This is a genomic window from Methylicorpusculum oleiharenae, assembly GCF_009828925.2.
Classification (GTDB): domain Bacteria; phylum Pseudomonadota; class Gammaproteobacteria; order Methylococcales; family Methylomonadaceae; genus Methylicorpusculum; species Methylicorpusculum oleiharenae.
The window spans coordinates 1,959,861-1,984,420 of the sequence record NZ_WUTY02000001.1 but is presented as its reverse complement, the minus strand read 5'-3'; the positions used below and the strand labels follow the sequence as shown (position 1 = coordinate 1,984,420).

Here is a 24,560-nt window from a genome sequence, read left to right as displayed (position 1 = left end):
CAGCCCTATACAGTGAAATGACTAACGGTTGGCACCCAAAGCCTGACGCGCCTGTGTCATGGCCATATCTTTCGGTGTCAATGGCGGCATGGCGGTCGCTTCCGTTTGGCCCAATGCAGGTGTCGTTCTGGGTTCAACTTCCGATACCTTGTCCAACTCGGCCAGGGCAAAGGTCAGATCGATACCGCTGAACTTTTGATGGGCATAGTCGTAGGCGGCTTTCCAGGCGCCAGCCGCTCTGGTACGTCTAACCAGTTCAGCGACCGCTTTTTGCACCTTGGGATGGATTTGCGACAGATCGATGACACGATTTGCATCAACGCCAGCATCGCCACCCAAAACGTAATCGTCACTGCCAACCTCGGCTGCATTCACAAGCGTGGCACTGCCATCGATTACGCTACCGTCGGCAATATCGTCAAGGGTTTTGCCAGCCATTTCCTCGGCGGCATAACCGCATTCCTCCGGAAAGGCGGCTCTGAGCGACGCGGCTTTACCGCATTTGGATAATTGCCCCTTGGGGCGTTTGATCCACATGGCGGTCGGCACGTGCGAGTGTTTACCGCCAGCGGTGCTGTAGGCTTCTAGCCAATAGACTTCCTCGGTAAAGGCGCAACGTTTGCCACCGACGATCCGATACACAGTAACCGCCACCCATTCGGGAAAGGTCACGGTGACACTGGATTCCTGCCATTGCTCGTTATCGTCCTTGTAGCGCCCGGTAAAGGTTTTGGTGATATCCGGACCCCAAACGGGTCTGTCCATGCCGGCCCAAACACCGGTTCGGGACGCAGTCGTCTGGATTTCCATGATGGACGGCCAGACGGTTTCGACATTGCGGCCTAAAGCGGCACTCCACATCGGCACGATATGCACCGGCTTTTTGAAGATGTCGAGCTTGCGGGCCTTGCAATAATCCAGCGCCATTAGAATGGCTTCCGGGGTTTTAGCCGTCGGAAAGGTGACTTCCGTCAATACCTTCCAGGACTGCTCCGAAATGCCATAGCCTTGCTGGGCTGCCATAGGCATGGGTAAGTCGCGCGACTTAGGGGGATAGTTTCGGTTTTGATTGCTCATGGTGGGTCTCCTTATCAAAATGGGAACGCCATGACCCCAACGGGGATGGTCGTCCCCTTTGGGTTGAAAAGCCGAAACAGTTCAGACTGTTCGGCAGTAAGTTAAAATTTACCCGTGCTTGTGGCAGCGCATGTAACGCATGGATTTAGTTGAGCGGCATGTCGGCATACTCGTCATCCCAATCGGCGTCTTCTGACCCCGAGTTCAATGAGGAACCGTTTGCAGATGCAGACGGACTTGGGCGATCGAGCAGTTGCAACTCATGCACAACCACTTCTGTGCGGTAACGCTTTTCGCCGTTCTTATCCCATTGCTGGGTGCGAAGAGTGCCTTCCACATAGATTTTGCTGCCTTTCTTCAAAAGATCGCCGGCGGTATCGGCCAGTTTTTTAAAAAACACGACCCGATGCCATTCAGTACGTTCCTGTTTGGCGTTTTTTGCATCTTTCCAAACTTCACTGGTTGCCAAGCGAATTGCTACAACTTTACCGCCGTTATTCGGCATGTAGCGAATATCCGGATCGGCGCCGAGACGGCCCAGCAAGATGACTTTATTTACACCACGATTGGCCATGATGATGTCCTCCTAATCGGCCGCGCCCGACAAATGAAAATAAAACCCACCTGCGCGGCGATGGGTCACCTCCGGCAGGCGCACTCCCGGCTAGGAATACGCACTCCCAGACAGGATGAAAATTTAAAACACCAACATCACATCAGGCTTGACGCACCTGACACGCCGATGGACAACCACCGTCGCCGCTTAAAAACGGAACGCCGACCGAAGTCGGATCAAGGTGATCGTGAAAGATCAGCCGAGAAATTTAGACAAGCAGGCAAGCCGGAGGCTAACCGATTCAGTTGGCAGGTATTGAAGCAGAAAATTTTGGGGCTGATTTTGCAATAAAGGTCGAATTCGTCCTTTATTGCAGAAAGGTCGAAAAAAATTTGGCTTACGATCAGGGCTCATTTATCCAACGTGGGAAACAGTCATGTCCGAAACAGCTCCACAGCCAAAATCAGCCCCGCGTCGCGCCATCAGTCGGCCGATTTTTCAACGCACATTTGCTGTGAATAGCGAACAAGCCATTCGCGTCATTCGCAACAGCTATCATCGGCTGATGGTGTCCTTGTATGCGATCGACGTGATCCTGCGGATTATTGGCCGTGAGGAAACCGTCGATGAAATCGAAAGCCTCGTCAGTCAGATGATTGTCGAATGCGCGGAGCAGCTGCAGCAGGAAAAGAGCCGGCTGGAAAAACTCAAGGCCGACAACGGCATCACCGAAACGCCTACCTATACCCACCCTCGGGAATTTGTCGCAAAAATTGCCTCGCCGCAGATTGCGCAATTCGTCGAGTTGATTCGTTTGCTGGACCAATTAATGATCGTCATGGACACCTTGTGGTTGTGCCAGGTTATCTCCAACAAACATTGCATTGAAGCACGCCTTCAGTGGCAGCAGCGCTTGCAGCGACTGGCCAATAAAATTGTGACGATGGAAAAACATGCGCATCAGGCAGCGTATGAACAAGGGCATGGGGAGGCGGTAAGGTTGGCCAGGCAAGAGTCGGGACTGTTGGCTGAGCCAGAGCGGCTTTCCGAAGAGGAGGATTCAGTAATTGATCAGACCGACTCGGATAAGGCGGGTGCGCAATGACCGTTAATCCGGGTGAAATATGCTTGAGTGTTTCGTTATCCGAACAGGAGGCTTGGGATTTGGCGCAATTTCTAAAGCGAACTGGATTTGCTGATTTTCGCAGTCAGGCTGTCGATGATGAAGAGGCTTATCGCATGCAGGCCGTGGGGGAAATGATCAGAGCGAACCTGGAAGTACATGGGATAAAACCGAGGTAACGCTGATTAACATGCACACTTTTTACAAACTCCGCTCAAACAACTGAATTCATATTTATTGACACCTATACATGACAATAATTTAAGTCAAATGCTAAATTTGGCGGATCCAAGTCTCCTAAGAAGCGCTTATTACCGTATTAGCGGACATGAGTTGAGTCGCTAGATGAACACATCATCCGTTGGTTCATCCTGCTTCATTCACCAATCAGTTTCTTAATACTGTCTTTACTGATCGTTGACAGCAAAAGTTTCTTGATTTCCTTGGCTTTCAAATCCAAGGCCTGGGTTTTGCCAAGTTCCAGTAGCTTGGCGATGACCAACTTGTCAGATTTCAATAAAAAATCCTTCAATACCATTTTTTTCACACGAACGGCATCGACGCCACCTTTAGCCTTTTCAGTATGTACCAATCCCATGACCATAAAATAGGAAAACGCTTTGTTAACGGTCGTTTTGCTAATGTTCGGGTCAGCCTTATGGCACAGTATGAATAATGCCGTTCTAAATTGTGCCGGATCAGTACAGATGTCCTTCAAGGTAACGGCGTGTTTAAAAATTATCTTCAGCGTGTCGGCATTGTCTGGAAGCGCATTGTATTTTTTTAGCAGGGCTTTATAGCCCTCCGCGCTGGCAACGACTTCAGTTTTTTCGGTCGGTTGAACTGACTTTGCCAGATTGGCGAAATTAACCGTACCGCTTTTGCTGACTTCAATAGCGTCGTTGGCTTTTAGATAATCGGTAAACGTTTTAAAGCCGTAATGCTTTTCGTCGAAGTCGGCCGCATGTTGCTTGAGCAACGTCTTGATTTGCGATGCATTGACTGGTGTGGGTGATGCCTTCAAGTGGGCAATGACCCATTCATCAGCCTTTGCTAGCGTAAGCGTTGGTTGGGAATTCGTTAATGGCTGCAGTGCCAGGGGCGCTTGTGGCAGAACTACATTAATGACCAATGTGTTTATGACCTCGTCCGTGTAAATAAACCGAGTGCACGAGGTCTTCACGCATTCGCTCAATGTCGAATGCTGACCAACGCCAATGACATCTTTGTCCATCTCTCTGAGTCGGCGAAAGACTGGCGTAAAGTCTGAGTCGCCGGTGACCAGCACAAAGCAGGAAATGTTCGGTAATTGCCAGGCGCATTCAATGACATCCACCGTCATCTGAATATCCGCCGTATTCTTTCCTGACACGGGATGGTAGCAGTGGATGAGCTCAAACCCGGACTGATTGATAGCGGCTTGGTGCATCGCCAAATTGGGCTTGCTCCAAACACCGTAAGCGCGACGGATAATGATCTGACCAATCTGATTTAGCTCTTCCATCAGTAATCTGACGCCGTCGCGCTTGATCCAGTTTGTGACATTTTCGGCGTCAACGAATACTGCAATTCGATTGGCTTTTGGCTGAGTCATGGGGTATGAGCAAAGTACAAATAAAATAAATTAATTTTCGGGCTGAGCCATTTTTTTTATTAATCCAACCCAAAGTCGACGAGATATGATCTAACGATAAAATTTCTATGGCGACAGAATTAACCCAAGGCAATTTCTGCTAAAAGGTTCCGTATGGGAGAAGATGAATTGTGTAAGCCAATTGTTAGCCATATTGAATTCCTTGTGTAAGGCTTTTTTTGATTCCTATCGTTGCTTCAAATCATCAATAAACTCAGAGGGCACATCCCCACTGGTCACTAACAAATGATCTCTGGCACGTGTACAGGCGACATAAAGTAAATGACGTTCAGTTTCGTAAACTTCTTCCAAATCAGCGTTATCAGCAACCGATTCAATTCGAGATTGGGAGGGAATGATTTCGTCATCGCAAGCCATGACCACAACGGCTCTAAATTCCAATCCCTTAGCCATATGCATGGTGCAAAGCGAAACAAAGCCTGTTGTCGTTTCGACCTGCTCGTCCAAAACGAAATAGGCCAAAGATGCCACGGTTACGGCGGAAATCGCTCTCTCCAATTCCGCTTCCGATCGCACAAAAACCCCCATTTCATGAGGCTTGATGCCATCAGTCGACAATTGAGATAACCAGTCGGCGACGGCGCGTATTTCCTGGTTGGGAGAATCCAACATTAAAATGGACGGCGCTGGCCCATTAAATACCGAGATCGTGCCGTTTCTGTCCTCGACATTACCATCCACATCAGAAATATCCGGCCCAAGCAGCTGATCGGCTTGCGCGCGAATTTGATGGGAGGTGCGATAGTTGATGTGCAAACACCGCGAGCGACCACGAATATCCACGCCTAATGATTTCCATGAAAACGCCGTTTGAAAAATTCGTTGCCCAAGATCGCCGGCAAAAAACAAAGCATTGGGACGATCAGCCCCGATCGCAGCCAGGAAGCGCAATTGCGCTATACCAATATCTTGTGCTTCATCTACCACAGCAAAGTCAAAAGGATAGCGAGACTGCTGCGCAAAATGTTCGGCTAAGCGCGTAAAAATGGCGGCATAAGTTAATACGCTACGCTCAACCAAATCCGATTTAACCTGTGCAAATATCGACCACAGCAGCTGCCGCTGAGCCTCGGGCAAACGGGTTTTTCGACCCAGCCGTTTCACATCCCGATAAGCTTCCCAAGACGCTAATTGCCAGGCATCAACCACTTGCTCCCACTCGGAAACCAAAAACTGCTGGCTAAATTTATGTCCTTGAACCTGCTTAGACGCGGTGTTCAACAACTCACGAATCAGCTCTGAAGTCGCCATTTGGCATTTACCAAAATTGGATTCATACAAACGTTGGCCAATGGCATCCAAAGCATGCACCTCCAAACGTTCGGCTAAGCGAGGCTCATGACAAATCAGACGCTTCAATTTATTGCGTAAGGCGTTGGCCAATGTTGGCGAAAACGTAGTGAGTAAAACGCGCGATTCAGGATGATTCCGTGCTAAAAAAACAGCGCGGTGCAGCGCGACAATGGTTTTACCCGTGCCAGCTGAACCGGAAATGCGGGCCGGACCGTTATAACTGCGTTCAACCCACTGGCGTTGTGCAGGATGCAGAAACACCGTCCATTTGTCCCAGGGATAATCCAGCGCCTGAGCTAATTCATCGACATTAGCCATGATCCGGAATCGTCGTAAAGCATCCGGATGCTGAAATGGATCGGTAACGACTTCGGTTGGCTCAACAATCGATGGTATTTTTCCGACCGCAAGATCCTAAACCGCTTCAGCGGCTTCGGCAGGTAGGTGGTCCGCCAATTCCAAAATCGAATCTTCATCAGCAGCACGGACATCGGCCAGCCATTCTTCCGGAACGCCATAACTCAACAGTTGCTCATCCGTGTATTTGGCGAACGGTGGCGGCTTGACTGGTTTGACTATCGTGGACTCAATGTATTTCGATACGATGATCTCTTCGACACGTTCCCGAATTTCCACGATTTGCGCAGCACCCGTTCGCGGGTGTGTTTCCAGCTTGCGGCGTTCTGCCCAGTGATAGGTATTATCGTGATGGTCGACGTAACACAGCAACAAACTGCTTTGCGTTTTGTGGACGATGATACGAATGTCAGTACTAACGCGTACTGACCAGAAGTTCTTATCCTTGGCCCTATCCAATTTGTGAAAACTCAATCCGGGATTTTCCGAATTCAGTTGCAGATCGAACGCGGTGGTTTTAATGGCTTTTTGTTCTTCACCGGTGAGTTTGGCGAGGCTGTCGGTGAAAGTGTCTGCAATACGGAAATTCACAAAATTTCGCCTGTTTTCACCGATAAAATTGTCTTTAGATAATCTTCAGTTGCTTTGAAAGTGGGTTCAACGTGGTTATATTTTTTCATCAATGGAATGATCTTGGTGCGTACTCCCATGCCTCGCGAATCGACATAAGCATAATCACGAAGAATTTCCATAATCAGAGGGTTTCGTGGTGAACGCTGACCGGCGATCATTTTGTAGATAGTCATTGAGTTTTGCATCTTTCCTGGGCTAATGACTTCAAGTCGGTCAGCATAATTCGTTACTTCAATATCGACCGTTCTTGTCCAGTCCCTGTGGACGACTGCGTTTATAACCGCTTCGCGAACTGCCTCCCAAGGATAAAACCAGACTTTTTCCCGTCGCATGTTCTCGTCAATAACCGAAGACTCTTGGGTAATGAAAGGCTCAATAGCTGCTGCAAATTTTTCAATTAATCCTTCATCGACCAATTGTTTTCTCCCTGCACTGTCATTCTTCCATCGACCAACGAGCGGAGCATCCAGCACGACATCAAGTTGCGCCTGATATTCCTTATCAACGCCTGAAAATGCCATGATGCGAAGACCAGCTTGCCGTAGATACCGTCGAGGATTAATGCCGAAGCAGAGCAAGCCGGCTATAGAACACACAGTATTTCCCAAACCGTCAGAAGCCATAAGACCGAGACCTTGCAAGCGTTCTTCCCATTCCGCATTTGTTACTGGAATTTCGGGGTCTCTAATGATGGTCGATAGATAGTAGTTAAGCCTGTCTAAGTCCAACACGCCTAAGGACGTTCCTGCAACAGGCAGAACCTCAACATGAAGAAGTCCGCCGCTTTCAAAAAGCCGTAATTGTTGTTCACGCGATGCCAATTCCGAACGATCACCCATGCGGATATAAACTTCCTCTCGGTTGTTGTGCTTTAACATGTAAGGTTTGGAAATGCCGGGTGCAATCGTGATAACAGCGACGCGGTTTTGACCGTCAATTTTTATCTCCTCATAAAAAGGAATTATTTGCGGATAAACCTTGTCACGAAACACATTTAAAACCCATTCTTGTGTATTTTGTTGTCTGAGTCCGGATAGGCTGCCGTCATCCTCGACACCGAGAATGACCCGACCACCTTGAAAATTTGCCAGGGCAACTATTTCTTTCGCCAATTGTTCAGGGCGGATATCGTCCCGTTTGAACTCCACGCCGGAGTTTTCTCCGTTAGCGATAATCTCAAGCAATTCAGCTTTCAGCATAACTTACCTCAATAACCGTATTTGGCTTTACGTTGGTTAAAAGCTATTTTTCCGCCTTCAAGAATCTCTGCAGCTTTATCTCGAACTTGCGTTACGTCTATGGCACCTTGCGAATCCAAAGGCATTTGCGCTTGATTATCTTGAACCTCGAAAACGCCGATCCATTCGGCATCGCCAAATACGGGAATATTCGCATTATGGGTAGCGAAAATAAATTGTCGGGCTATTTTTGCCGACCTTAGTTCAGTGACGATGCGGTCGGCTATAAAAGCATTATCCAGATTGTCTTCCGGTTGATCCATCAATAGCGGATCAAGATTCTGGAGCAGCAACAAATGCAAAATCGCCGTGCATTGTTGTCCTGTTGACAGTTTATCCAGCGGCCTGAAGTTTTCTTGGCCTTCATGGGCGGTGTTCAATTCGATGCTGATTAAATCGGGTAACTCCAGCTCTTCCAATTGCAGGATTTGCTCAGGGCTAAGACGGGCTAACGCATGGGCAATAGTGGGTGTCACATTCCAGCCGTCAGTTATAGAGGCCGTATGTATGGCATCCGAGCCAAGTCGAATATATTCAGCCAATTTAACGGGCGAAAAACTTTCCGCTTCACGAATCCAGGCTAAACGCCCTTCCGCTACGTTTTCCAATCGGCAATTCACCAGGAATTGAACCACTGGCTGCCGCTCGGCTTCGGGTTTAACCGTTAATTTCAGCTTTCCTGCAAGCCGTTTATTCAAGCTTTTCAGTGTCCTTGCAAATTGCGCGGAACGCTCAGCCCGAAGCGATGATAGATCATCAAGAATGGCTCGCCGTTGCCGAATAAGTTCGGTAACAAGGTTTTGTCGATTCTGGATAAGCGTTTGCTTGGGTCTAATTCGCTCAATTTCCCGCAACAAATTCTGAAAACCAATGCCAATTTCTGTGCCGGTTTTGCCTTCAAACGCAGGCAGCTCCTTAAAGGTAAGTTGCAAAGCCGATTCTTCCTGTTGCAGCAAACCATTCAATTCCTCCGCAATCAAGCCAATCGTGGTTTGGGCGGCGGCATATTTCACTTGCCATTGCTCTAGCAGAGTTTCAGCATCGGTACGCAGAGTATCTAACACCGCCCGCAGCTTGCGGAAACTTTCCGCATGGGGCAAATAGCCGATAGCGGTATCGCTCAAAAAAACGGTATCTGGCAGGCTATCACGCACACCTTGAAAGGCTTTATCGAGCAATTGGCTTTCTTCTCCAACGGCTCTTTTCTGTAACCGTTTTTCCGTCTCCAGCAAGGGTACGACCTTTAATTTTTCTTCCAGTCCCAGCGTTTTGAACTGTCCTAATTGTTCTTCCAATTTTGGCAAACGTGCGACTTCGTCTTCAATTTCTGCCACTTGTTCTTGCGCTGCCAGCAGTTTTTTCCGGTTTTCCGCCAGCTTAGTGATAATTTCCTGAATACGGATTTCGCCGTCCTGTTGTTCGCTTGCCAAAAAACGTGTAAGTAATCGACGTTGACTGGCTTTGTCTTGGGCAATTTCGTAAATCTCATTCTGTCCGTAGATTTCAATCTCCGGCAGCAAATCGGCGGGCGTAAAAGCAGACATAGTGCCGTGTTCATCCTTCACGCTAGCGCTCTCGCCATAACGCCTAGCAATGGTAAAGCGTTTGCCGTTCATGCTTGATGAGCGGATTACCAGTTCTACCCGTGCCTTGGCTTTGCCCAGATTCTCTTTGATGATGTCATCATGTTGCTTTTGTGCCTGTTTGCCGATGGGTCTTAATTGCAGACAAAAACGAATGCACTCCAATAACGTGGATTTTCCTGTGCCTCGTCCTCCGATCACGGCATTCAAATGCTCGGAGAATTCGATTTGTACACCGTCCAGATAGCCGCCCGTCACTTTCAGGCTTTCGATACGGGAATAATAGTTTTCGGAAACGTCGCTGTTTAGCCGTACCCGTGATTCCGGGTCTTGAAATGCCAGCTTGAAGGACTCAAAGCAGGGGCGGGTCATTTTTATCAAACAGGAGGCTTTCGGATTTGCAAGGGTTTCCGGCTTTTCCACATCCTTGGCGTTAATGATAGCGATCGGATTTTCTCTCTTGTATTCAGGTGTTTTATTTAACAAAATTTGCCGATATGTCTCGCCTTCATTGTTTTTTAGCTCAGCCAATTCCCCTGGGATTTGAGCGGCTTTAAGCAAGGGATTTTTCCAGACATGGTTAAGTTTTCGATTAAGAACGCCATTATCATCCGAGCAATGTGCGGCATATATAAATCCATTTAACTCCTCTGTTTTTGAAATGATTTGTTCCGCACTAAGTCTTGACGGATGAGTAGGGTTATTGGCATCGATTTCAAGTTTCGCCATATATCCAATCAGCATATCCCGAGTGATATTTTCTGCAAAAAGACAAACGAAATGTGACTTTTCACTAGATGCAATCTCAAACCCAGGAAACACCAAAATACCGCGTTCATTCATGATGGTGCGGACCGCATCCACACCATCGACATTGCCATGATCTGCCAGCCCGATCACATTAATGTCATTTTCCACTGCAAGCCGCGCCAATTCTTGATTGTATTGTGTCTCCGTCATGCCGTGACTATCACCACGATACGCGATGTAACCAGCGGGATTAACTTGCAAGGCACATTTCCAGAATCTGGCCTTGTTAAAGTGTTCATACATCATGTTTTCTCCGCGACCCATTCATTTTCCTCAGCATACCCTAAACACTTTCATAACCTCATCCCCAAGATGATTAATCACTTTCACCGCAATCCGCCTGGATCTTGGTTTGTCGAATGGTCTTGACGTGTCACTGTTCAGCGTAGCCCAGGCTTCTTCGTTGATTTCGGCTTTGAGGGTAGTTTTCAGGGCTTTGTAAGGATCGTTGGCGCCGAGGAAATAGGCGTGGCGGACGAAGAAGCTTTCTTCGTTGTAGTCGGTGTCGATGAACCAGCAGGCGATGCCTTCGGCGCCGTCGCTGCGGACTTCGCCGGTGTTGGGGTGGAACACATCTACACCGTTGACTTTGACTTGAATCTTGTCGTCTTTGGCGTCCAGGATGTCGATGTCCGGTTCGCCGAAGATCACGAACAAATTGCCTTTGCCGGTGTTTTTCAGGTCGTCGGCCATGTGCAGGTCGGCGTTCATCCGGGCTTTTAACACCGGGATGCGCCCGAGTTTGTCGAATTCCGAAGAATGGGCATCGTAATTAAAGGCGCAAGCGATCAGTACGTCGAAACCGGCATCACCGGCTTCGCGAGCGGCGGCGACTAAATCGGGGCGTGATACCGTGCCGAATTCAGGGCCGATGAAAATGGCGGCGCGTTTTTCTATTTCCCCCTCACCCCAGCCCTCTCCCTCCAGGGGAGAGGGAGTCATGTAGCGGCCGTCGGCGCAGATCAGTTCGCCGGGCCAAGGCGAAAGCGACGTGAAGTCGATTTTGTCGGTTTTATGCGCTTGCTGAACCCCGGCGGTTTTCAGATTTTCCAGAATCATTTGCACGAAGTCGCGTTCTTCGCGGTATTCGGCATTGGATTGGGCCACGCCATCGATCAAATCGTCGTTTTCATCGACCGTCAGAACCCGATGCGGTGACAAGCTTTCGACGGTGAACGGACCGGCGACGCGGACTTTTTTCTTGTCTTCGTAGGGTTTGTCGTACAAGTATTCGGAATCGGCTTTGGCGGCGATCGAGGCGTCGATTTCCTGCTGGCGGGCGATGCGGTATTTCCACCACTCTGCATGTATTTGTTTTGCGGTGTCCGGCCAATTAGCATCGGCTTCGCGAGGAATTTCCCATTCCTCAAAAGGTTTGAATGACGCAGGTTGGGCTGAGCGGGAGCGAAGCCCAACATTCGACGCATCGATCGCGATTGATGGGCTTCGTGCCTCAGCCCATCCTACAAGAATTGTGTTGAGCTGTTCGCGTAGCGGTTCCAGTTTTTCCTGAAACTTATCCCAAATGACATCGATTTCGGCGTTGTTGGCGATGGCTTTCAGCGTGATATGCGGCACACGCTCGTAGACAAAACCGTGGCGGATATTGCCGCTGGTGCGCTGACTGGATGGCATGCTGCGGGTGATTTCGGCTTCCTTCCGTTGACCTTCCGGACTGTCGGCTAGTAGATAATACGGATAGCGTGCACCCATGATGCGGGCGCGGGCAAGGGCTAATGCGACGCGGGACGTGTCAATGGTGATCCAGCGGCGGCCCCATTGTTCAGCGACATAGGCAGTGGTGCCGGAGCCGCAAGTCGGATCAAGGACTAGGTCGCCGGGATCAGAAGCCATACCGATACATCGCGACAATATCTTTGTATTAGTCTCGACTACATATCTCTTGTCCTGCGCATCAAATCCCCAGCGGGTATCAAGCCAGAGATTGTTGATTGGCATGACAGGAAAATCATTTAACATTCTCATATAAGAGATCGAAGCCTTTCTAGGAATCAGCCGCCCCGCAAGGCCAAGTCTTGTTAAACCGGAAATACTTGTCTTCCAAAATTGAGCCGGACCAGGTTTAAAAACAACGCCCCGGTATACAAAGGGGGCACTTCCAGGGGGGCGCTGCGATGTAGTTGCGCTTGGTCGGTAAAGGTGAGCGTTCGCCGGTAATGGTTTGCCACCTTTCTCATCGCGAGTCAGAGGCCTCATTGTGCCATCGAACTCCAACACGTACTTATACTCTCCTGCTCCGCTCTCGGGACCAGTCTTGTCTTGAAATGCTTGTCGGTACTTAACTAATTCCAAGTTCTTTGCGAACCAGATGATGTAATCGGAGATTCCAGGCAGCAGTTCTGACGTTGCTCCCGCCGTCTTAGCAATGGTGATTTGACTGATAAAATTCGACTTACCAAATATCTCTTCCAACAATGAACGTGCTAAATGGACGTTTTCATCGCCAATCTGCACAAAAATCGACCCGGAATCGGTCAACAAATCCCGCGCCACGGTCAGGCGGTCGCGCAAATAAGTCAGATAGGAATGAATGCCGTCGCGCCAGGTATCGCGAAAGGCTTTGACTTGTTCCGGCTCGCGGGTGATGTGGTCGGTGTTGCCGTCTTTGACATCACGGCTGGTGGTGGACCACTGGAAGTTGGAATTAAATTTGATGCCGTACGGTGGATCGAAATAAATACACTGCACCTTGCCGCGCAAGCCTTCGCGCTCGGCCAAGCTGGCCATGACTTGCAGGCTGTCGCCCAGAATCATGCGATTGGTCCAGTGGGCGTCGTGGCGGTAAAACTCGGTTTTGGCGTTGGTGTCCGGCAGGCCATTGAAGTCGTTGAACAGATCGATTTGTTCGCCCTCTCCCCCGGCCCCTCTCCCGGAGGGCGAGGGGTGTTTAAGCAAATCGTCAATCAACACCTTGGGATGGACTTTTTCCTGGATATACAGCGGCGGTGCATGCACAATCAAATCCGACCAGTCCTGTTCGTCTTTACCGCGCCAAACCAGTTGTGGATCGAGGTCGCGGTTCCGGCGCTCATAGGCCAAACGAATCGGGTTTTGCTCGTCCTTGGCCATCACCGATTGGTATTCGGCGGTGGGAATGTTTTTGCGGGTGGCGTCGTCGTGGGTCAGGGTTTCGACGCTAAGTTTGCTGGTATCTTTGGCCATGTCCTAACTAATCCGCTTCGCTATCTCTATATCTTTCCGCAACCAGTCATTGATCAAGTTCCGAATACGCTCGGCGTCAAAATCGCATTTCTGATTGACGTACTGCAATACATCTTGATCCAAGTAAATCGGCATCTGAATTTCTTCGATTGGCACGTAAAATTTACCTTGTTCGGCATTGGTAAAGTCGTATTCATCTTTCATCGTTTTGCCCTCTGTAAGTAGGTCGATTTTTCTCTCTGTGTGGCTTTTCTGGCAGAAATAATTCGGGTCACATCCTCGCCACGAAAAGTGTGTACAACCAATAGCACTTGTTCTTTTAGGTTCATGCCTAGCAAAAGCCAACGCTCTTCGTCTTCGGCATAATCATCGGGTATGCTCAAAGCCCAGTGATCAGCGAACACATAAACGGCATCCCGAAAATCGACACCGTGCTTTTGGATGTTAGCTCTGTTTTTGTTTTCATCCCATTCGAATTTCATTGATAGTTACCCACTTCAGTTTCTGCAAAAATTGGGCAAGCAAAATTGATTTCCCGTTGGCTGCCTGAGCCGAGGTCGACCATTTTCCCGACGTCGGCAAAATGGTCGCAGACGTTGTGCTCTGATACCTCACAGGCTATTTTGGCTTTGGAAATAACGTTCAAGAAATTATCCCAGTTGCTATAACCTAGAAGAAATTGCAAATCTCGGGCTAGCCAAAATTCAATACCTTTGTCGGCTTGTTGCGCGTGGGCTTCAAAATTCTCGGTGAGGTTGTGAATTAAATCGGTTTTCATGATCTTTGCTTGAAATTTAAGTTGAGAGCTAATCCTGAACACTTAAAAAAGCGTTGTTTTTTATGCATATCTACCGGGACATGTATAGCAAAGTGGCAAAATCTATACATATCAATTTTGGCCCTGACTAACTACGTCCAATAGCTTGGCAAATTCGGCTTCGACTTTGGCTTCGAAGTCGGTTTCGATTTGATAGACCTCGGTAAACTCGGCGAAAGCCCAGCGACCATAGGTTTTTAAGTTGTTCACACCGGGTACCCAGTAGGTTTCCATGGTGGCTTTTTTGTCTTTGGCATCCTCGCGGCGATAGCCTTTGATTTCGACGATCAGATTCAACAGGTCGTCTTCACCCTGGCCATCATCAATGCGAACGATGAAATCCGGCAGATATTTGCGGGTTTCCGAACCATAGCGATACGGCACTTCCAAGCCCAGGCTGTGGTTTTTGACATAGGCTTTGACCTTGGGATGTTTTTCGGCAACGCGGCAAAATTCCGCTTCCCAATCGCTGTCGAGTACCACCCAATTGATGTGACAACGGTTTGCAGCAGTTTCCCAGCGATCGGTTTTGGACGTGTTAAAACTGACCTGATTCGTTGAACCAGTGGGGTTGTAAGGATCAAGCACAGCTTTGATAGGACGATTACCGACCAATGATCGGGTGATGGCGGCGGTAATGCGTTCGCAGGCCATGTCCGCCAATTCTTGATACATCAACTGGGCAGGATAAGTGCCGCCTTTGCATTCCAGGCAGGTATCCAGCCACTGTTTGGTGATGCGTTTGAGTTGGCCAAACAGATGTAGTTTGGCTTCGTCGCCGGGGTCGCGCCACTTGGTGTACAGCAGGCGTTGAGTCAAATGGAACAACAATGTGGACATGCGCATGTCGCCAGTATGCACCAAATTCAAGTCCACCGATTCGCCGATGATGCCGGCGTTTTGGGTGACAGACGGGCCAACCAAATCAGGTGTCAATTCCAGGACGGAGTCGGTATTGAATTCTGCGGTGAGACGTTCTTCCGGGAGTTCGACCCGATAGCCTTGTACTCTGGGGAATTGAATTTCCAAGGTATCACGTTCTGGACGAACCGCTTTGACATGCACTGTTTGTCTGGGTGGCTGAGGCGGAGCGACGACCGGTTTGGCAGTGAAGTCGAACGGTATGCCCAGCACATCGGCATATTCGACGTTGAACAGGTTGTCTTCATTGAGTTCGTAAGATTGGCGGCGAAGGGCGCGGCCAATCACTTGCTCACAGAGTAATTGAGTGCCGAAGGCACGTACGCCAAGCACGTGGGTAACGGTGTTGGTATCCCAGCCTTCGGTCAACATAGAAACCGATACGACGCAGCGAATCGATTCGCCGAGGCGGCCTTCTTTGCCGACGGTGTTCATGACTTCGCGAAGCAGTTCTTGGTCAGTCAAATTATCAGCTTGTTTAAGGTCGCCGGTGCGCTCAATGATTTCGCGGCGGAAACGTTCGATTTCGTCGCCTGCCATTTTTCGGAAGTTATCGTCCAGGGCTTCGCCGGATTCTAACTGCTCGCTATCGATTAACAGGGTGTTGGGACGGGCGAGTTGGGAACCATGATCATCAAAATTCCGAAAAAGAGGTAATCGACCATTTACAAAACCGGATGAACCATCCTGGTTTTCCGGGCGGAAACCGGAAATATAGTCGTAGATCAGTTTCGAGGTACTGGTGTTGTTACACACCACAATAAAACAAGGTGGCACTTTGATGCCGTTTTCTTGCCAAAGAGCGTAGGTTTTTTCGTAATGGCCATAGAGCGCTTCCAGTGCGGTTTGCAATTCGACCGGAATACTTAACGGGTCTAAAGCTTTGCCTTGTCCGCGGCCTTTTTTGGGCATTTTCTTGCCGATGTGCTCCCACAAATTGCGGAATTTGGGCATCGCTTCGCCAGGAATATTATCGGCAACGGGCACTCGTGGTAGCTTGACGATGCCGCATTCAATTGCGTCCATCAATGAAAAGTCGCTCATTGCCCAGGGGAACAGCGTGCCTTCAACATAACCCGAGCCACTGAGAAAGAATGGGGTTGCGGACAGATCCATCACTCGCTGTATACCCAATTTGCGATGGGCCGTTTCCAGGCCGGTAATCCAAAGCCTGGCAGCTTCTCGGTTTTTTTCAGCTTCCTTTTTTTCGTCGCCTTTGAGGGATTCTTCGTCTTGAGAGGGTTTTTCACGATAGCAGTGATGGGCCTCGTCATTGAGCACCATGATATTTTTCATGCCCATCAATTCCGGCATGACCCGCTGCAACATTTGGCCTTCAGTTTCCAGCGTGCTGAGCGTTTCGCCGCCGCGACCTTGTAATAACAAACGGCCACCTTTTGACAACACTAACCGTTCACGTAATTTAAAAGCGTGGTAATTGGTGATGACGATTTTTGCGCGTTCGATATCGGCCAGCATGTCGCTGGGCACAATTTCTCGGCTTTGATAGTAGCTGTCTGGATCGTTGGGTTGCAGTACTCGTAACCGGTCACGAATGGTTAAGCCCGGAGTGACGATGAGAAAACCTCGCGAGAAGTTTTTACTAGCGGGGCGACGGACCGCATTAACGGTTTGCCAGGCAATGATCATAGCCATAACGGTCGTCTTGCCAGCACCGGTGGCTAATTTCAGCGCCAAACGCATGAGTCCGGGATTGGCGTTTTGGTTGGCTGTTTCTAAATGCTGTAGGAACTTGCTACCTTTTTTTCCTAGCTTGGGGGCGACTTCGGTCAACCAGATAGCCGTTTCTACGGCCTCTATCTGACAGAAAAACGGCTTCACACCATTAAAAGAATGATGGCGCCAGTGCTGAAGCAAACGTGCAGTTTCAGGGGTAACTAACCAACTCGTCGCGTCTGGCAGTTTCCTCCAGTCATCTACCTTTTTGCGCAATTCGTTGATGATTGGGGTTGGGTCATAACGCTGATCGCTTGAAGAAATGGCATCAAATTCCTCAAAATCGAATAGTTGAGCCTGTTCACCGGCGCCTTTCCGTTTCTTGGGTTTTGGGATGGGGGTAATAAATTCAGCCCGTCGGCGTTGTTCTACAATCAGCTGCGTGGGTTGGCCTTTATCATCGAGTTCCCAATGCCTTGCCGGATATTCGTAAGGCGAATTGAGGATGGGCTTGCTGAAAAATTCGTTTTCCATGTTGTTATTTTCCAATCACTGGTTTGGAAGACTCGTATTTGGCCTTGAAATGATTCGATTATCAATTTTCAGTCGAAGCTTCATTGTAGGCGCTAAAAGTTTAACGCGCAGACTAATGACAAAACTATAAAGTGTGCGCTATGGTATGTCAAAAAAAATGACATACACTCGATAGCATGATTTCATTCAAGCAACCGGACATTCAATTAAAGTGGGATACCCGACAACGCTTAGCTTTGTTGGAGGCTACTGTCATGTGGGAAGGGCGGGTGACAACAGGCAGTCTGATTCAATTGTTTGGCATTTCTCGTGGCCAGGCCTCTAAGGACTTTTCGCTTTATCACCAGCTAGCGGAAGGCAATTTGCTCTACGACCGGAATCAAAAGGCTTATTTCCCAAGTGAACATTTTATACCGTTCTTTATGCGCGGTACTGCCGAGGAATATTTGCGTTTGATTGAAGCTGGCAGTTGCTTAGGGCAGTCCGTGGTATTACCGATCATTCCAACCGGAGTTGGTGTCGAATTGCTCTGTGCACCGGCACGCAAACTGGATTTCCAAGTTCTACGCATGATTCATCAAGCAATAAGGGAAAAACGCCAAATCAAAGTTCACTATCAATCGTTATCAAATGTACCAATAGGGTTAATTCTTGAACCGCATACTTTGGTGTTCAACGGCTTTCGCTGGCATATCAGAGCCTTTAGCCACGAACACAATGATTATCGGGATTTTGTTTTGGCCCGATTCATATCCCTGCCGGAGTTTGCCGATAGTGCGATACATTTTGTCGAAAACGATGCGGATTGGAATCGTGTTGAAACAATTGTCATCGCGCCACATCCTGAGCTAAGTCCGGAACAACAAGCAGTGATCGCGGATGATTTTGGCATGACGTCCGGTAAGCTGCAGATTATTGTGCGCCGCGCGTTGCGACTTTATATGCTGCGTATGCTCCATCTCGATCAACCATCTTTAGTGCCTAAGATTCAGCAAATCGTTTGGCTGAATCGTGAACAGGCTGAAATCGAATCACCGGATATTGCCCAATGATTAATCCGCGTAGCCTGGTTCGGGCGCTTGATAAGCATTGGGAAATGATCGAATACCTCGTTACTTTAGGACGAGAGCACATTGCTTTTGCTCGAGACGACTTGCTAGCTGTGCTAAACAAGGTGTATCCGCAAGATACCGATGAACAGCGACTGGAACGTTTGCAGCAATTGGTTAATAACGAATAGTTGATTGCAATGTCCCATAGCGATAGTTTGCAACTTATCGAAACTGTCAGTCAGTTTGTGAATAGTTTATTGCATGAACATGAACTGGGCTTGTCCGACATTTTGAAGGCACGAATAGTCGACATTCAAACGGGATTGGAGCAACTACAGCAAGCCATGGAAAGTCGGGATATGGCTGCATTGCAAAACGGCGCCATTCGTATCGATAAGCAGCTGCGGCAAATTCTGCAGCAGCTTGAGCAGGACAGCCATGCGATTCAAGCCGTTGCAGAACGTGCTAAATCCAGTGACGAGCGCATGCCTTTAGCCTATCGATACCGGGAAGTGTTGGAGGCTTACGACCAATATGTTCAACCCATGGAAGAGTTAATGGATACCGGAGCGGGTGGCAATTTCTATCCGCTTTTGGAACGCGCAGATACCGTCTTGGAATCCCTTGTTCGAGGGTTAACCATTCAAGGGGGATTGTATAGCCATCAACAAATGTTACGTCAGGTCAGATTTCGAGTTAACGATCTGCGCAACCAGGGATTAAAGTCATTAAAGCAATGCACCAATACTTTAATGTTTAGTTCAAACCCATCAGGAATAACATGAACAAATCCGACCCATCGACGCCATCGCCAGCCACGCCAACCTGACCAAAGCCGATGCCGGCCGAGCATTGGATGGCATAACCCAATCGATTCAATCCGCTCTTAAAAGTGGCGATACCGTAGCGATGATTGGCTTCGGTACTTTTGAAGTGAAAGAACGTGCCGAACGTGCTGGCCGTAACCCACAAACCGGCGAAGCGATTACCATTGCCGCCGCCAAATTAGAATCATTCAAAGCCGGTAAAGGCTTGAAAGACGCGGTTCAGTAAGTCTCAGGCCGCATCATTACGGACCCATGCCCCAGCCTTCCAGTTCCGACTGCCGTTTGACCGTGGGTACATCCAAATCGGTCATGCGGCCTTGGGTGCGCGTCAAGGTATCTTGGCGAGTCGTTGCCGCTGTCCCGTATTTTTGCGGATTGAGTCGGCTACCGCTTCCGGTTAGCTGATCCAGGTTGAGCATGGCGGCGGCATTGTCGGCGGTCGGTAAATGCCCGGTCTGCGCCAATATGGCCAACCATTCGTCCAGATTGACCTGCGTCCAGTCTATTCGGTCCAGATCGGCGACTTTGACCCCGCTACAAATGGGTTTTTCCGGCGTACCGAAATCCATCCCCAATTGCGGCTTGATTTGTTCGTTGAGGATACGGGCCAGCGGCGAGTTATAACAGCAGTAACTTTCCTTACGGACCATACAGACGCCTAATACTTTACTCTCGCAAAAGGTACCCAGATCCTTGCAAACTTTCAGTTGTTTCTTGGCGGCCAGTTCGTATTCCGGTTCCTCGCAGGAATAGATCATTTGGATAATCATGATGATGATCATCACTGCCGTATAAGCGGCCATCAAGGTACTCAGTAATTGCCCGGCCATTGCTGCACCACCCCCTAATTGCACACCACCCGATTGTGCAGCGGGTGTCAGATTGCCCGCGGCATCGAATGCCGCTTGGCCACCGGCACTGAACAGCGCATTACCTGCAGTCTGGCCAAAGGTCTGACCTATCCATTCCGCTACCGACTTCATCAATTCGCCTTTGAGTGAATCGAGTAGCCCTTTTGAGGCAATGTCGCTGGTACTCAGCATGTCGGTGCCGACCAAGTCATTCACTATCGAGGCAAAATCCGCCTGAAAACTGTTCCAGGCATCGCCGGCCAAGGTGAACGGTGTCCGCATGGTTTCCCAGGCTCCTCTGACCACGGAGGTGCTGTCCATGGCCATCACCGCATTGTCCATCTGACTGGTGGCCAGCAGCAAATCAATATAGCGGCCTAGCCCCATCGCACCTGACGGCGTTTCGCAGCAATCGACCAGACTGAGCGCACCGCCGACCATCTTGCAACTGGCGGGTTTACCCTTAAATACCTGGCAAGTGCTGGGGTCCTTTTGTCGTAAATCGGCATTGGCATAGTCACACTGCAAATCCATCGCCATTTGCTGGGCGCTATTCAATAACGCCACTGCCTTACTAAAATCCTGACTTTGGGTGCGATTGACGGCAATGCAGTCTTCCCCCATGCAACGAATCGGCCCAACGCATTGCTGCTGGGTATTGCTTTGTATGCCGGGAATGCCCACCGTTTGTCCGCAGTCGTAAGTATCGACGCTGTCCCAGCAGGTACCGGAGTCGAGTACACTGGTACATTGGCTTTTGATGAACGAACAGCCTTGGGTTTCCAATGACTCACACGTTTTACTGGGCATCCCATTCGCCGGCGGCTGCAAACAATGCGTACCCGCAGTATCCGTCCAGCACTGGCCGTAGTGGTTCAATTCACAGTGGCCCGTGGCCTGGAGACGCATACAGGTATTGCGAATTCCCGACGAACCGACCACGGGCGCTGGGGTTAAATTCGACCCGCAGACCATCACCTGCGAAGTCGGATCGACGTAACAACCTGACGCATTGGCGGGATCGTTGCTACACGTCAATTGACTACCGGCTTGGCAAATGCCGTCGCTAATCGCGTTGGCCAGATTCTGACAATTCGGACCGTCCCAGCGCCATTGGTCCTGGGTGATCAGTTTCGACACGTCATAGCGCAGCCGAATCCGCGCATAACCTTCGCCCATGCCACCGACGATAGTATTTTGTTGGAAAACTTTGTGTCCGCTGCTGTTAAAGGCATAGGTAACATCCCGATTCGGATACTCCACCCAACTTTTCGACAACTCGCAAGCACCCCAGCCGCTGGCACCCGTGTATATTAGATTACCGTCGAAAAACAAGCGGGTTTGATCGTCGTAAACGACATGCTCCAGACGCGCACTGGTAATCGCTTCCGGATGAAGCACATTGTACGTCACCTGCCAGATGAATAACCCGCAACCAGCCGACCAATAGTTATTGCCAACTCGGCCGATGTACACATCCAGACAACCGGGGCCGCAACTCGACAAGCCGCCGGTACCCGACACAAAGGTTAACAACGGCTCGACCCTGACCTCATGCGTCGCCGTACAGCTTTGCGGTACCGTCGGTTGCCGCAGACACAGCTGATAATCCGGTACCCGCACCGATTGCTGAGTTTCGATTTGGGTCGTCGTGGTCGTGCAATCCGAAAACGACTGCGCCCAGGGCGTGAAATTGCTGAATACCTGGTCGCCGTTTTGCCAGATCGGATCGACGTGTAAGTCCGGGTGCGACTGGTGGGCATTGTCGATCAGGGTCCGATAGGCTTCGCCAGTGAAGCTGGTTTCGCTGTTCAAGGCGGTCTGTGCATTTAACCCGGCTGCGATCGTTCCGGGGTTGTTGCCATAAAGATCGGCAAAGTCTTGGGCCGTGGTCGTGGCGCTATGGGTATCCGGAAACAGCGTGCCTATGGAGATGGCACTTTCCTGAGCGGTTCCTGGATTCAAGCTCAATGTGCCGTTGCCGGTATCGAGTGGAAACGCAAAACCGCCCAGCACTTGCTGGCCTAGTTGTTGGCCATCGCGCCCCGCCGCCTGAATGGCATCCGCCCAGGAAACGCCATACGGTGTCCAGGCCATCGTGATGCACAACACGGCAGACAGGCTTTTACTTATTGGTGGCTGATGGTTAAGTGATTGTTTCATAAAGACTAAAACCCGGAGCAACAGTCGACCCACCGCCACAGCAGATAGAGATGATCTTCACCCGGCCCCGGATAGGTGCGGCCCGCACCCCATTTAAACGTGGTCTCGCCAATGGCGTGATTGGACTCGGTTTCGGCAACCGGGTAAAACATCGATAGCCGGTATTGTGACTTGGGGATGAAGGGATAGATAAAGCCGCCGCATAAAGCCTCGTTACCGGCCGTTTTCCAGGCCAGTCCGCGCCGATGCAAGGAGGCCGTCGCTCGCGTGGCCAACAAACTGGTGATGCGCGGATCGGTCCCGTAACTGGTGGGCGAAATGCCGGATAGCGGATACATATGTCCCCATGCGCCGGCACACCAGAACAAGGCATCGAGTGGATTGCCGGTGGCTGCCGCTACGGCATCGGCGACACAGGCCGATATCGCCACCGGATTGGCAAACAACGCCGTTTCAGGACTGGTAAAAAACGCCAACAAATCGTTGTTCCAGGTCGGATCGAGTTCCGAGACATACAGCAAATCAAAATCCCGGTAGCCATCGCTGTTACAACGCCCATCCCAAAACAGATCCAGCAGGATAGTCAACGGAAAGGCGAAGTAGTGATAATTGAAAAATGACATCTCGCTGGCATCGAAGTCGGCCTTGCCGGTAGTGGCAATCAATCGCACATTCGAGGCACTGAACTTATGGCCACCCAAGGCCGGTGAACACCAAGGATTGCGCACGATTTCAATCAGACGGGCCGGATTCCACAAGCCCAGGGTCATGCCCAATTCCGGAATGCCCCTGGGATCGGTGCAGAAGCAAATCTTCTCGTCTGCCGCGATACTGGGCACATTGCCACCGCCCAACGACGCACCCGCCGCTCGAATCGGAAATAGGCAGCTCCAGCAAATATCGGTAATCAGTTTCCCCGACCACAGTTCGGCATCCGAGCACAACGGATCGACGTTATTGGTGGTGGTTTCGGCAACAAGCGGGGTTGCCAGCGTCATCAGCAACCCAAAAACCCAAGGGCAAACACTTTGCTTCATGACCGTTCTCCTGTTGAGACGGGCAGTTTTCGTTCACGAACCAGCAGATGGTTGCCTGATTGTTCGACGACAGCCGGCACCTGCTGTAACTGAAAACGACTGCGCACATCCGGCGTCAGTAAATACACCGGTGCTTTCAGCGTGGTTTCCAGATGCTTTAAACTGTCCCACCCGGACTGGCGCGGCAGCGACGTGGCCAAATACATTACGCGGGCCTGTTTGTCCTGGCAGGACTGATGCTGAATCAGCTCAACTTGAGCCGGTACCGTAGCATCGAACACCATCAGGCATAAACCAAACGGCATCTTGTCCAAGGGATTGATGGTTTGTCCGGCACGGATAATCCATTGACCGTTCGGCGCCGCCAGATCGCGCGGGACGGTGATGGTCATATCCACGGTTCTATTACGATCAGCCTGAGCCGTGGGTAACGCTTCAAATTTTTGCTGTGCCCAGAACCGAGCGATGGCCTGTTGCTGTTTTTGCTTCCAGTCGATGGAGGCCATCCGGCGTTTGAGTTCTTCGAGGAAGTCAATCTCGGCAATTTTGGTGACATCGCCCAAGGTTCCCAAGTCGCCCTGTTTGTCGGCTTTGAGCTGCTCGTCCAACCAAGCCAGGCTGCTGACACCGCGCACCTGTAGACGGGGCTTCCCGTCAACTTCGACGACAATCGCGGGTATCGACGACACGGACCAGCGTTGAAAACGCGTGGGATCGATGAAGATATTCGGCAGTGGATCAATGTCTTTCAGCAAGCGGTTGAGGTCCGCCATCAACGCGGGGAGTTTTTGTGCTGGTTTTGGGCCGCGAAACACCAACAAGACATCATCCCGGCCTGCGGCCTCTTCGAAAATACTTTTAAGCACCTTATCGCCGAGTGAAAACGAGACAAACAGCAGTGTGAGTGGTTTGCTCGAAGGGGTTATCGGCTGGTCGCTGGCCAATTTTGTCGATCCAATTGATAGTGCCTCTGTTTGGATCGCCTGCGAGGTTTCTAAAACTTGTTGCGCCTGGCGTTTCACATCCAACTGTTCAGATTGACCGTTCAACCAGCCAGGACGAGGCTGGCCTTCCAAGGCTTGCAAGATGGCCTGAGAACGTTGCAGCCAGGCTTCTTCCGCCTGAACCGCTTGCACAACGAACCAGCAAAGCAAACAGACCGCCGAATTCCGCC

The 24,560-nt window shown here is 50.1% G+C and carries 21 protein-coding genes and 1 pseudogene; 7 read left to right on the top strand and 15 right to left on the bottom strand.

Annotated elements, in window-relative coordinates; genetic code table 11:
- Window positions 1-21: 21 nt before the first annotated feature.
- Window positions 22-1,077 carry a phage recombination protein Bet gene (gene bet / locus GO003_RS09070; protein ID WP_159659387.1) on the bottom strand — a complete coding sequence of 352 codons (1,056 nt, stop codon included), beginning with the start codon at window positions 1,075-1,077 and terminating at the stop codon, window positions 22-24.
- 145 nt (window positions 1,078-1,222) lie between these two features.
- Window positions 1,223-1,651, bottom strand: coding sequence for a single-stranded DNA-binding protein (gene ssb / locus GO003_RS09065; protein WP_159659386.1), 429 nt, complete (start codon window positions 1,649-1,651; stop codon window positions 1,223-1,225).
- Between the two features lie 33 nt (window positions 1,652-1,684).
- On the opposite strand from ssb, the gene GO003_RS09060 reads away from it, so the two are divergent.
- The 3 genes from GO003_RS09060 to GO003_RS09050 all read left to right on the top strand — a co-directional run bounded on the left by GO003_RS09060 (window position 1,685) and on the right by GO003_RS09050 (window position 2,935).
- Window positions 1,685-1,984, top strand: coding sequence for a hypothetical protein (locus tag GO003_RS09060; RefSeq protein ID WP_159659385.1), 300 nt, complete (start codon window positions 1,685-1,687; stop codon window positions 1,982-1,984).
- Between the two features lie 85 nt (window positions 1,985-2,069).
- Window positions 2,070-2,738: a hypothetical protein gene (locus GO003_RS09055; protein ID WP_159659384.1), complete on the top strand. Its 669-nt coding sequence runs from the start codon at window positions 2,070-2,072 to the stop codon at window positions 2,736-2,738.
- Window positions 2,735-2,935, top strand: coding sequence for a DUF7706 family protein (locus GO003_RS09050; protein WP_206444829.1), 201 nt, complete (start codon window positions 2,735-2,737; stop codon window positions 2,933-2,935). Before GO003_RS09055 ends, GO003_RS09050 begins: the two co-directional genes overlap by 4 nt.
- A gap of 197 nt (window positions 2,936-3,132) precedes the next feature.
- Here the strand turns inward: GO003_RS09050 and GO003_RS09045 are convergent, their stop codons facing one another.
- The 10 genes from GO003_RS09045 to GO003_RS09000 form a co-directional block, all read right to left on the bottom strand.
- Complete coding sequence (locus GO003_RS09045) at window positions 3,133-4,350, bottom strand: NYN domain-containing protein (protein WP_159659383.1); 1,218 nt, start codon at window positions 4,348-4,350, stop codon at window positions 3,133-3,135.
- A 225-nt stretch (window positions 4,351-4,575) separates the two neighbouring features.
- Complete coding sequence (locus GO003_RS09040) at window positions 4,576-6,021, bottom strand: UvrD-helicase domain-containing protein (protein ID WP_206444828.1); 1,446 nt, start codon at window positions 6,019-6,021, stop codon at window positions 4,576-4,578.
- Window positions 6,022-6,117: 96 nt separating this feature from the next.
- Window positions 6,118-6,651: a hypothetical protein gene (locus GO003_RS09035; RefSeq protein WP_206444827.1), complete on the bottom strand. Its 534-nt coding sequence runs from the start codon at window positions 6,649-6,651 to the stop codon at window positions 6,118-6,120.
- Complete coding sequence (locus GO003_RS09030; RefSeq protein ID WP_159659382.1) at window positions 6,648-7,892, bottom strand: RNA-binding domain-containing protein; 1,245 nt, start codon at window positions 7,890-7,892, stop codon at window positions 6,648-6,650. The genes GO003_RS09035 and GO003_RS09030 overlap by 4 nt, the downstream gene beginning before the upstream one ends.
- Window positions 7,893-7,900: 8 nt before the next feature.
- Window positions 7,901-10,570 carry a TrlF family AAA-like ATPase gene (locus GO003_RS09025; RefSeq protein ID WP_231088906.1) on the bottom strand — a complete coding sequence of 890 codons (2,670 nt, stop codon included), beginning with the start codon at window positions 10,568-10,570 and terminating at the stop codon, window positions 7,901-7,903.
- Window positions 10,571-10,597: 27 nt separating this feature from the next.
- Complete coding sequence (locus GO003_RS09020; protein ID WP_159659381.1) at window positions 10,598-13,507, bottom strand: site-specific DNA-methyltransferase; 2,910 nt, start codon at window positions 13,505-13,507, stop codon at window positions 10,598-10,600.
- Window positions 13,508-13,510: 3 nt separating this feature from the next.
- Window positions 13,511-13,711, bottom strand: a complete 201-nt coding sequence (locus tag GO003_RS09015; protein ID WP_159659380.1) for a hypothetical protein — start codon at window positions 13,709-13,711, stop codon at window positions 13,511-13,513.
- Window positions 13,708-13,989, bottom strand: a complete 282-nt coding sequence (locus GO003_RS09010) for a BrnT family toxin (protein WP_159659379.1) — start codon at window positions 13,987-13,989, stop codon at window positions 13,708-13,710. Before GO003_RS09010 ends, GO003_RS09015 begins: the two co-directional genes overlap by 4 nt.
- Window positions 13,986-14,285 carry a hypothetical protein gene (locus GO003_RS09005; RefSeq protein ID WP_206444826.1) on the bottom strand — a complete coding sequence of 100 codons (300 nt, stop codon included), beginning with the start codon at window positions 14,283-14,285 and terminating at the stop codon, window positions 13,986-13,988. Before GO003_RS09005 ends, GO003_RS09010 begins: the two co-directional genes overlap by 4 nt.
- A 111-nt stretch (window positions 14,286-14,396) precedes the next feature.
- Window positions 14,397-17,456 carry a BPTD_3080 family restriction endonuclease gene (locus tag GO003_RS09000; RefSeq protein ID WP_159659378.1) on the bottom strand — a complete coding sequence of 1,020 codons (3,060 nt, stop codon included), beginning with the start codon at window positions 17,454-17,456 and terminating at the stop codon, window positions 14,397-14,399.
- A 176-nt stretch (window positions 17,457-17,632) separates the two neighbouring features.
- Between GO003_RS09000 and GO003_RS08995 the strand changes: the two genes are divergently transcribed.
- From GO003_RS08995 to GO003_RS08980, 4 genes and pseudogenes are all read left to right on the top strand, one after another.
- The gene (locus GO003_RS08995) at window positions 17,633-18,508 is read left to right on the top strand and encodes a WYL domain-containing protein (RefSeq protein ID WP_159659377.1); all 876 of its coding nucleotides are present in this window, start codon (window positions 17,633-17,635) and stop codon (window positions 18,506-18,508) included.
- On the top strand, window positions 18,505-18,696 hold the full coding sequence (locus GO003_RS08990; protein ID WP_159659376.1) for a hypothetical protein: 192 nt from the start codon (window positions 18,505-18,507) through the stop codon (window positions 18,694-18,696). The genes GO003_RS08995 and GO003_RS08990 overlap by 4 nt, the downstream gene beginning before the upstream one ends.
- Window positions 18,697-18,705: 9 nt before the next feature.
- Entirely contained in the window at window positions 18,706-19,293 is a 588-nt protein-coding gene (locus GO003_RS08985) for a hypothetical protein (RefSeq protein ID WP_159659375.1), read from the top strand.
- A pseudogene (locus tag GO003_RS08980) lies at window positions 19,290-19,561 on the top strand (HU family DNA-binding protein). The gene GO003_RS08985 and the pseudogene GO003_RS08980 overlap by 4 nt, the downstream one beginning before the upstream one ends.
- Window positions 19,562-19,577: 16 nt before the next feature.
- Here the strand turns inward: GO003_RS08980 and traN are convergent.
- Genes traN through GO003_RS08965 form a run of 3 tightly spaced genes read right to left on the bottom strand, consistent with a single transcriptional unit; the run spans window position 19,578 to window position 24,540 of the window.
- On the bottom strand, window positions 19,578-22,349 hold the full coding sequence (traN, locus tag GO003_RS08975) for a conjugal transfer mating pair stabilization protein TraN (protein ID WP_159659374.1): 2,772 nt from the start codon (window positions 22,347-22,349) through the stop codon (window positions 19,578-19,580).
- Window positions 22,350-22,354: 5 nt separating this feature from the next.
- The gene (locus GO003_RS08970; RefSeq protein WP_159659373.1) at window positions 22,355-23,386 is read right to left on the bottom strand and encodes a TraU family protein; all 1,032 of its coding nucleotides are present in this window, start codon (window positions 23,384-23,386) and stop codon (window positions 22,355-22,357) included.
- The gene (locus tag GO003_RS08965) at window positions 23,383-24,540 is read right to left on the bottom strand and encodes a TrbC family F-type conjugative pilus assembly protein (RefSeq protein ID WP_231088905.1); all 1,158 of its coding nucleotides are present in this window, start codon (window positions 24,538-24,540) and stop codon (window positions 23,383-23,385) included. The genes GO003_RS08970 and GO003_RS08965 overlap by 4 nt, the downstream gene beginning before the upstream one ends.
- Window positions 24,541-24,560 lie beyond the last annotated feature (20 nt).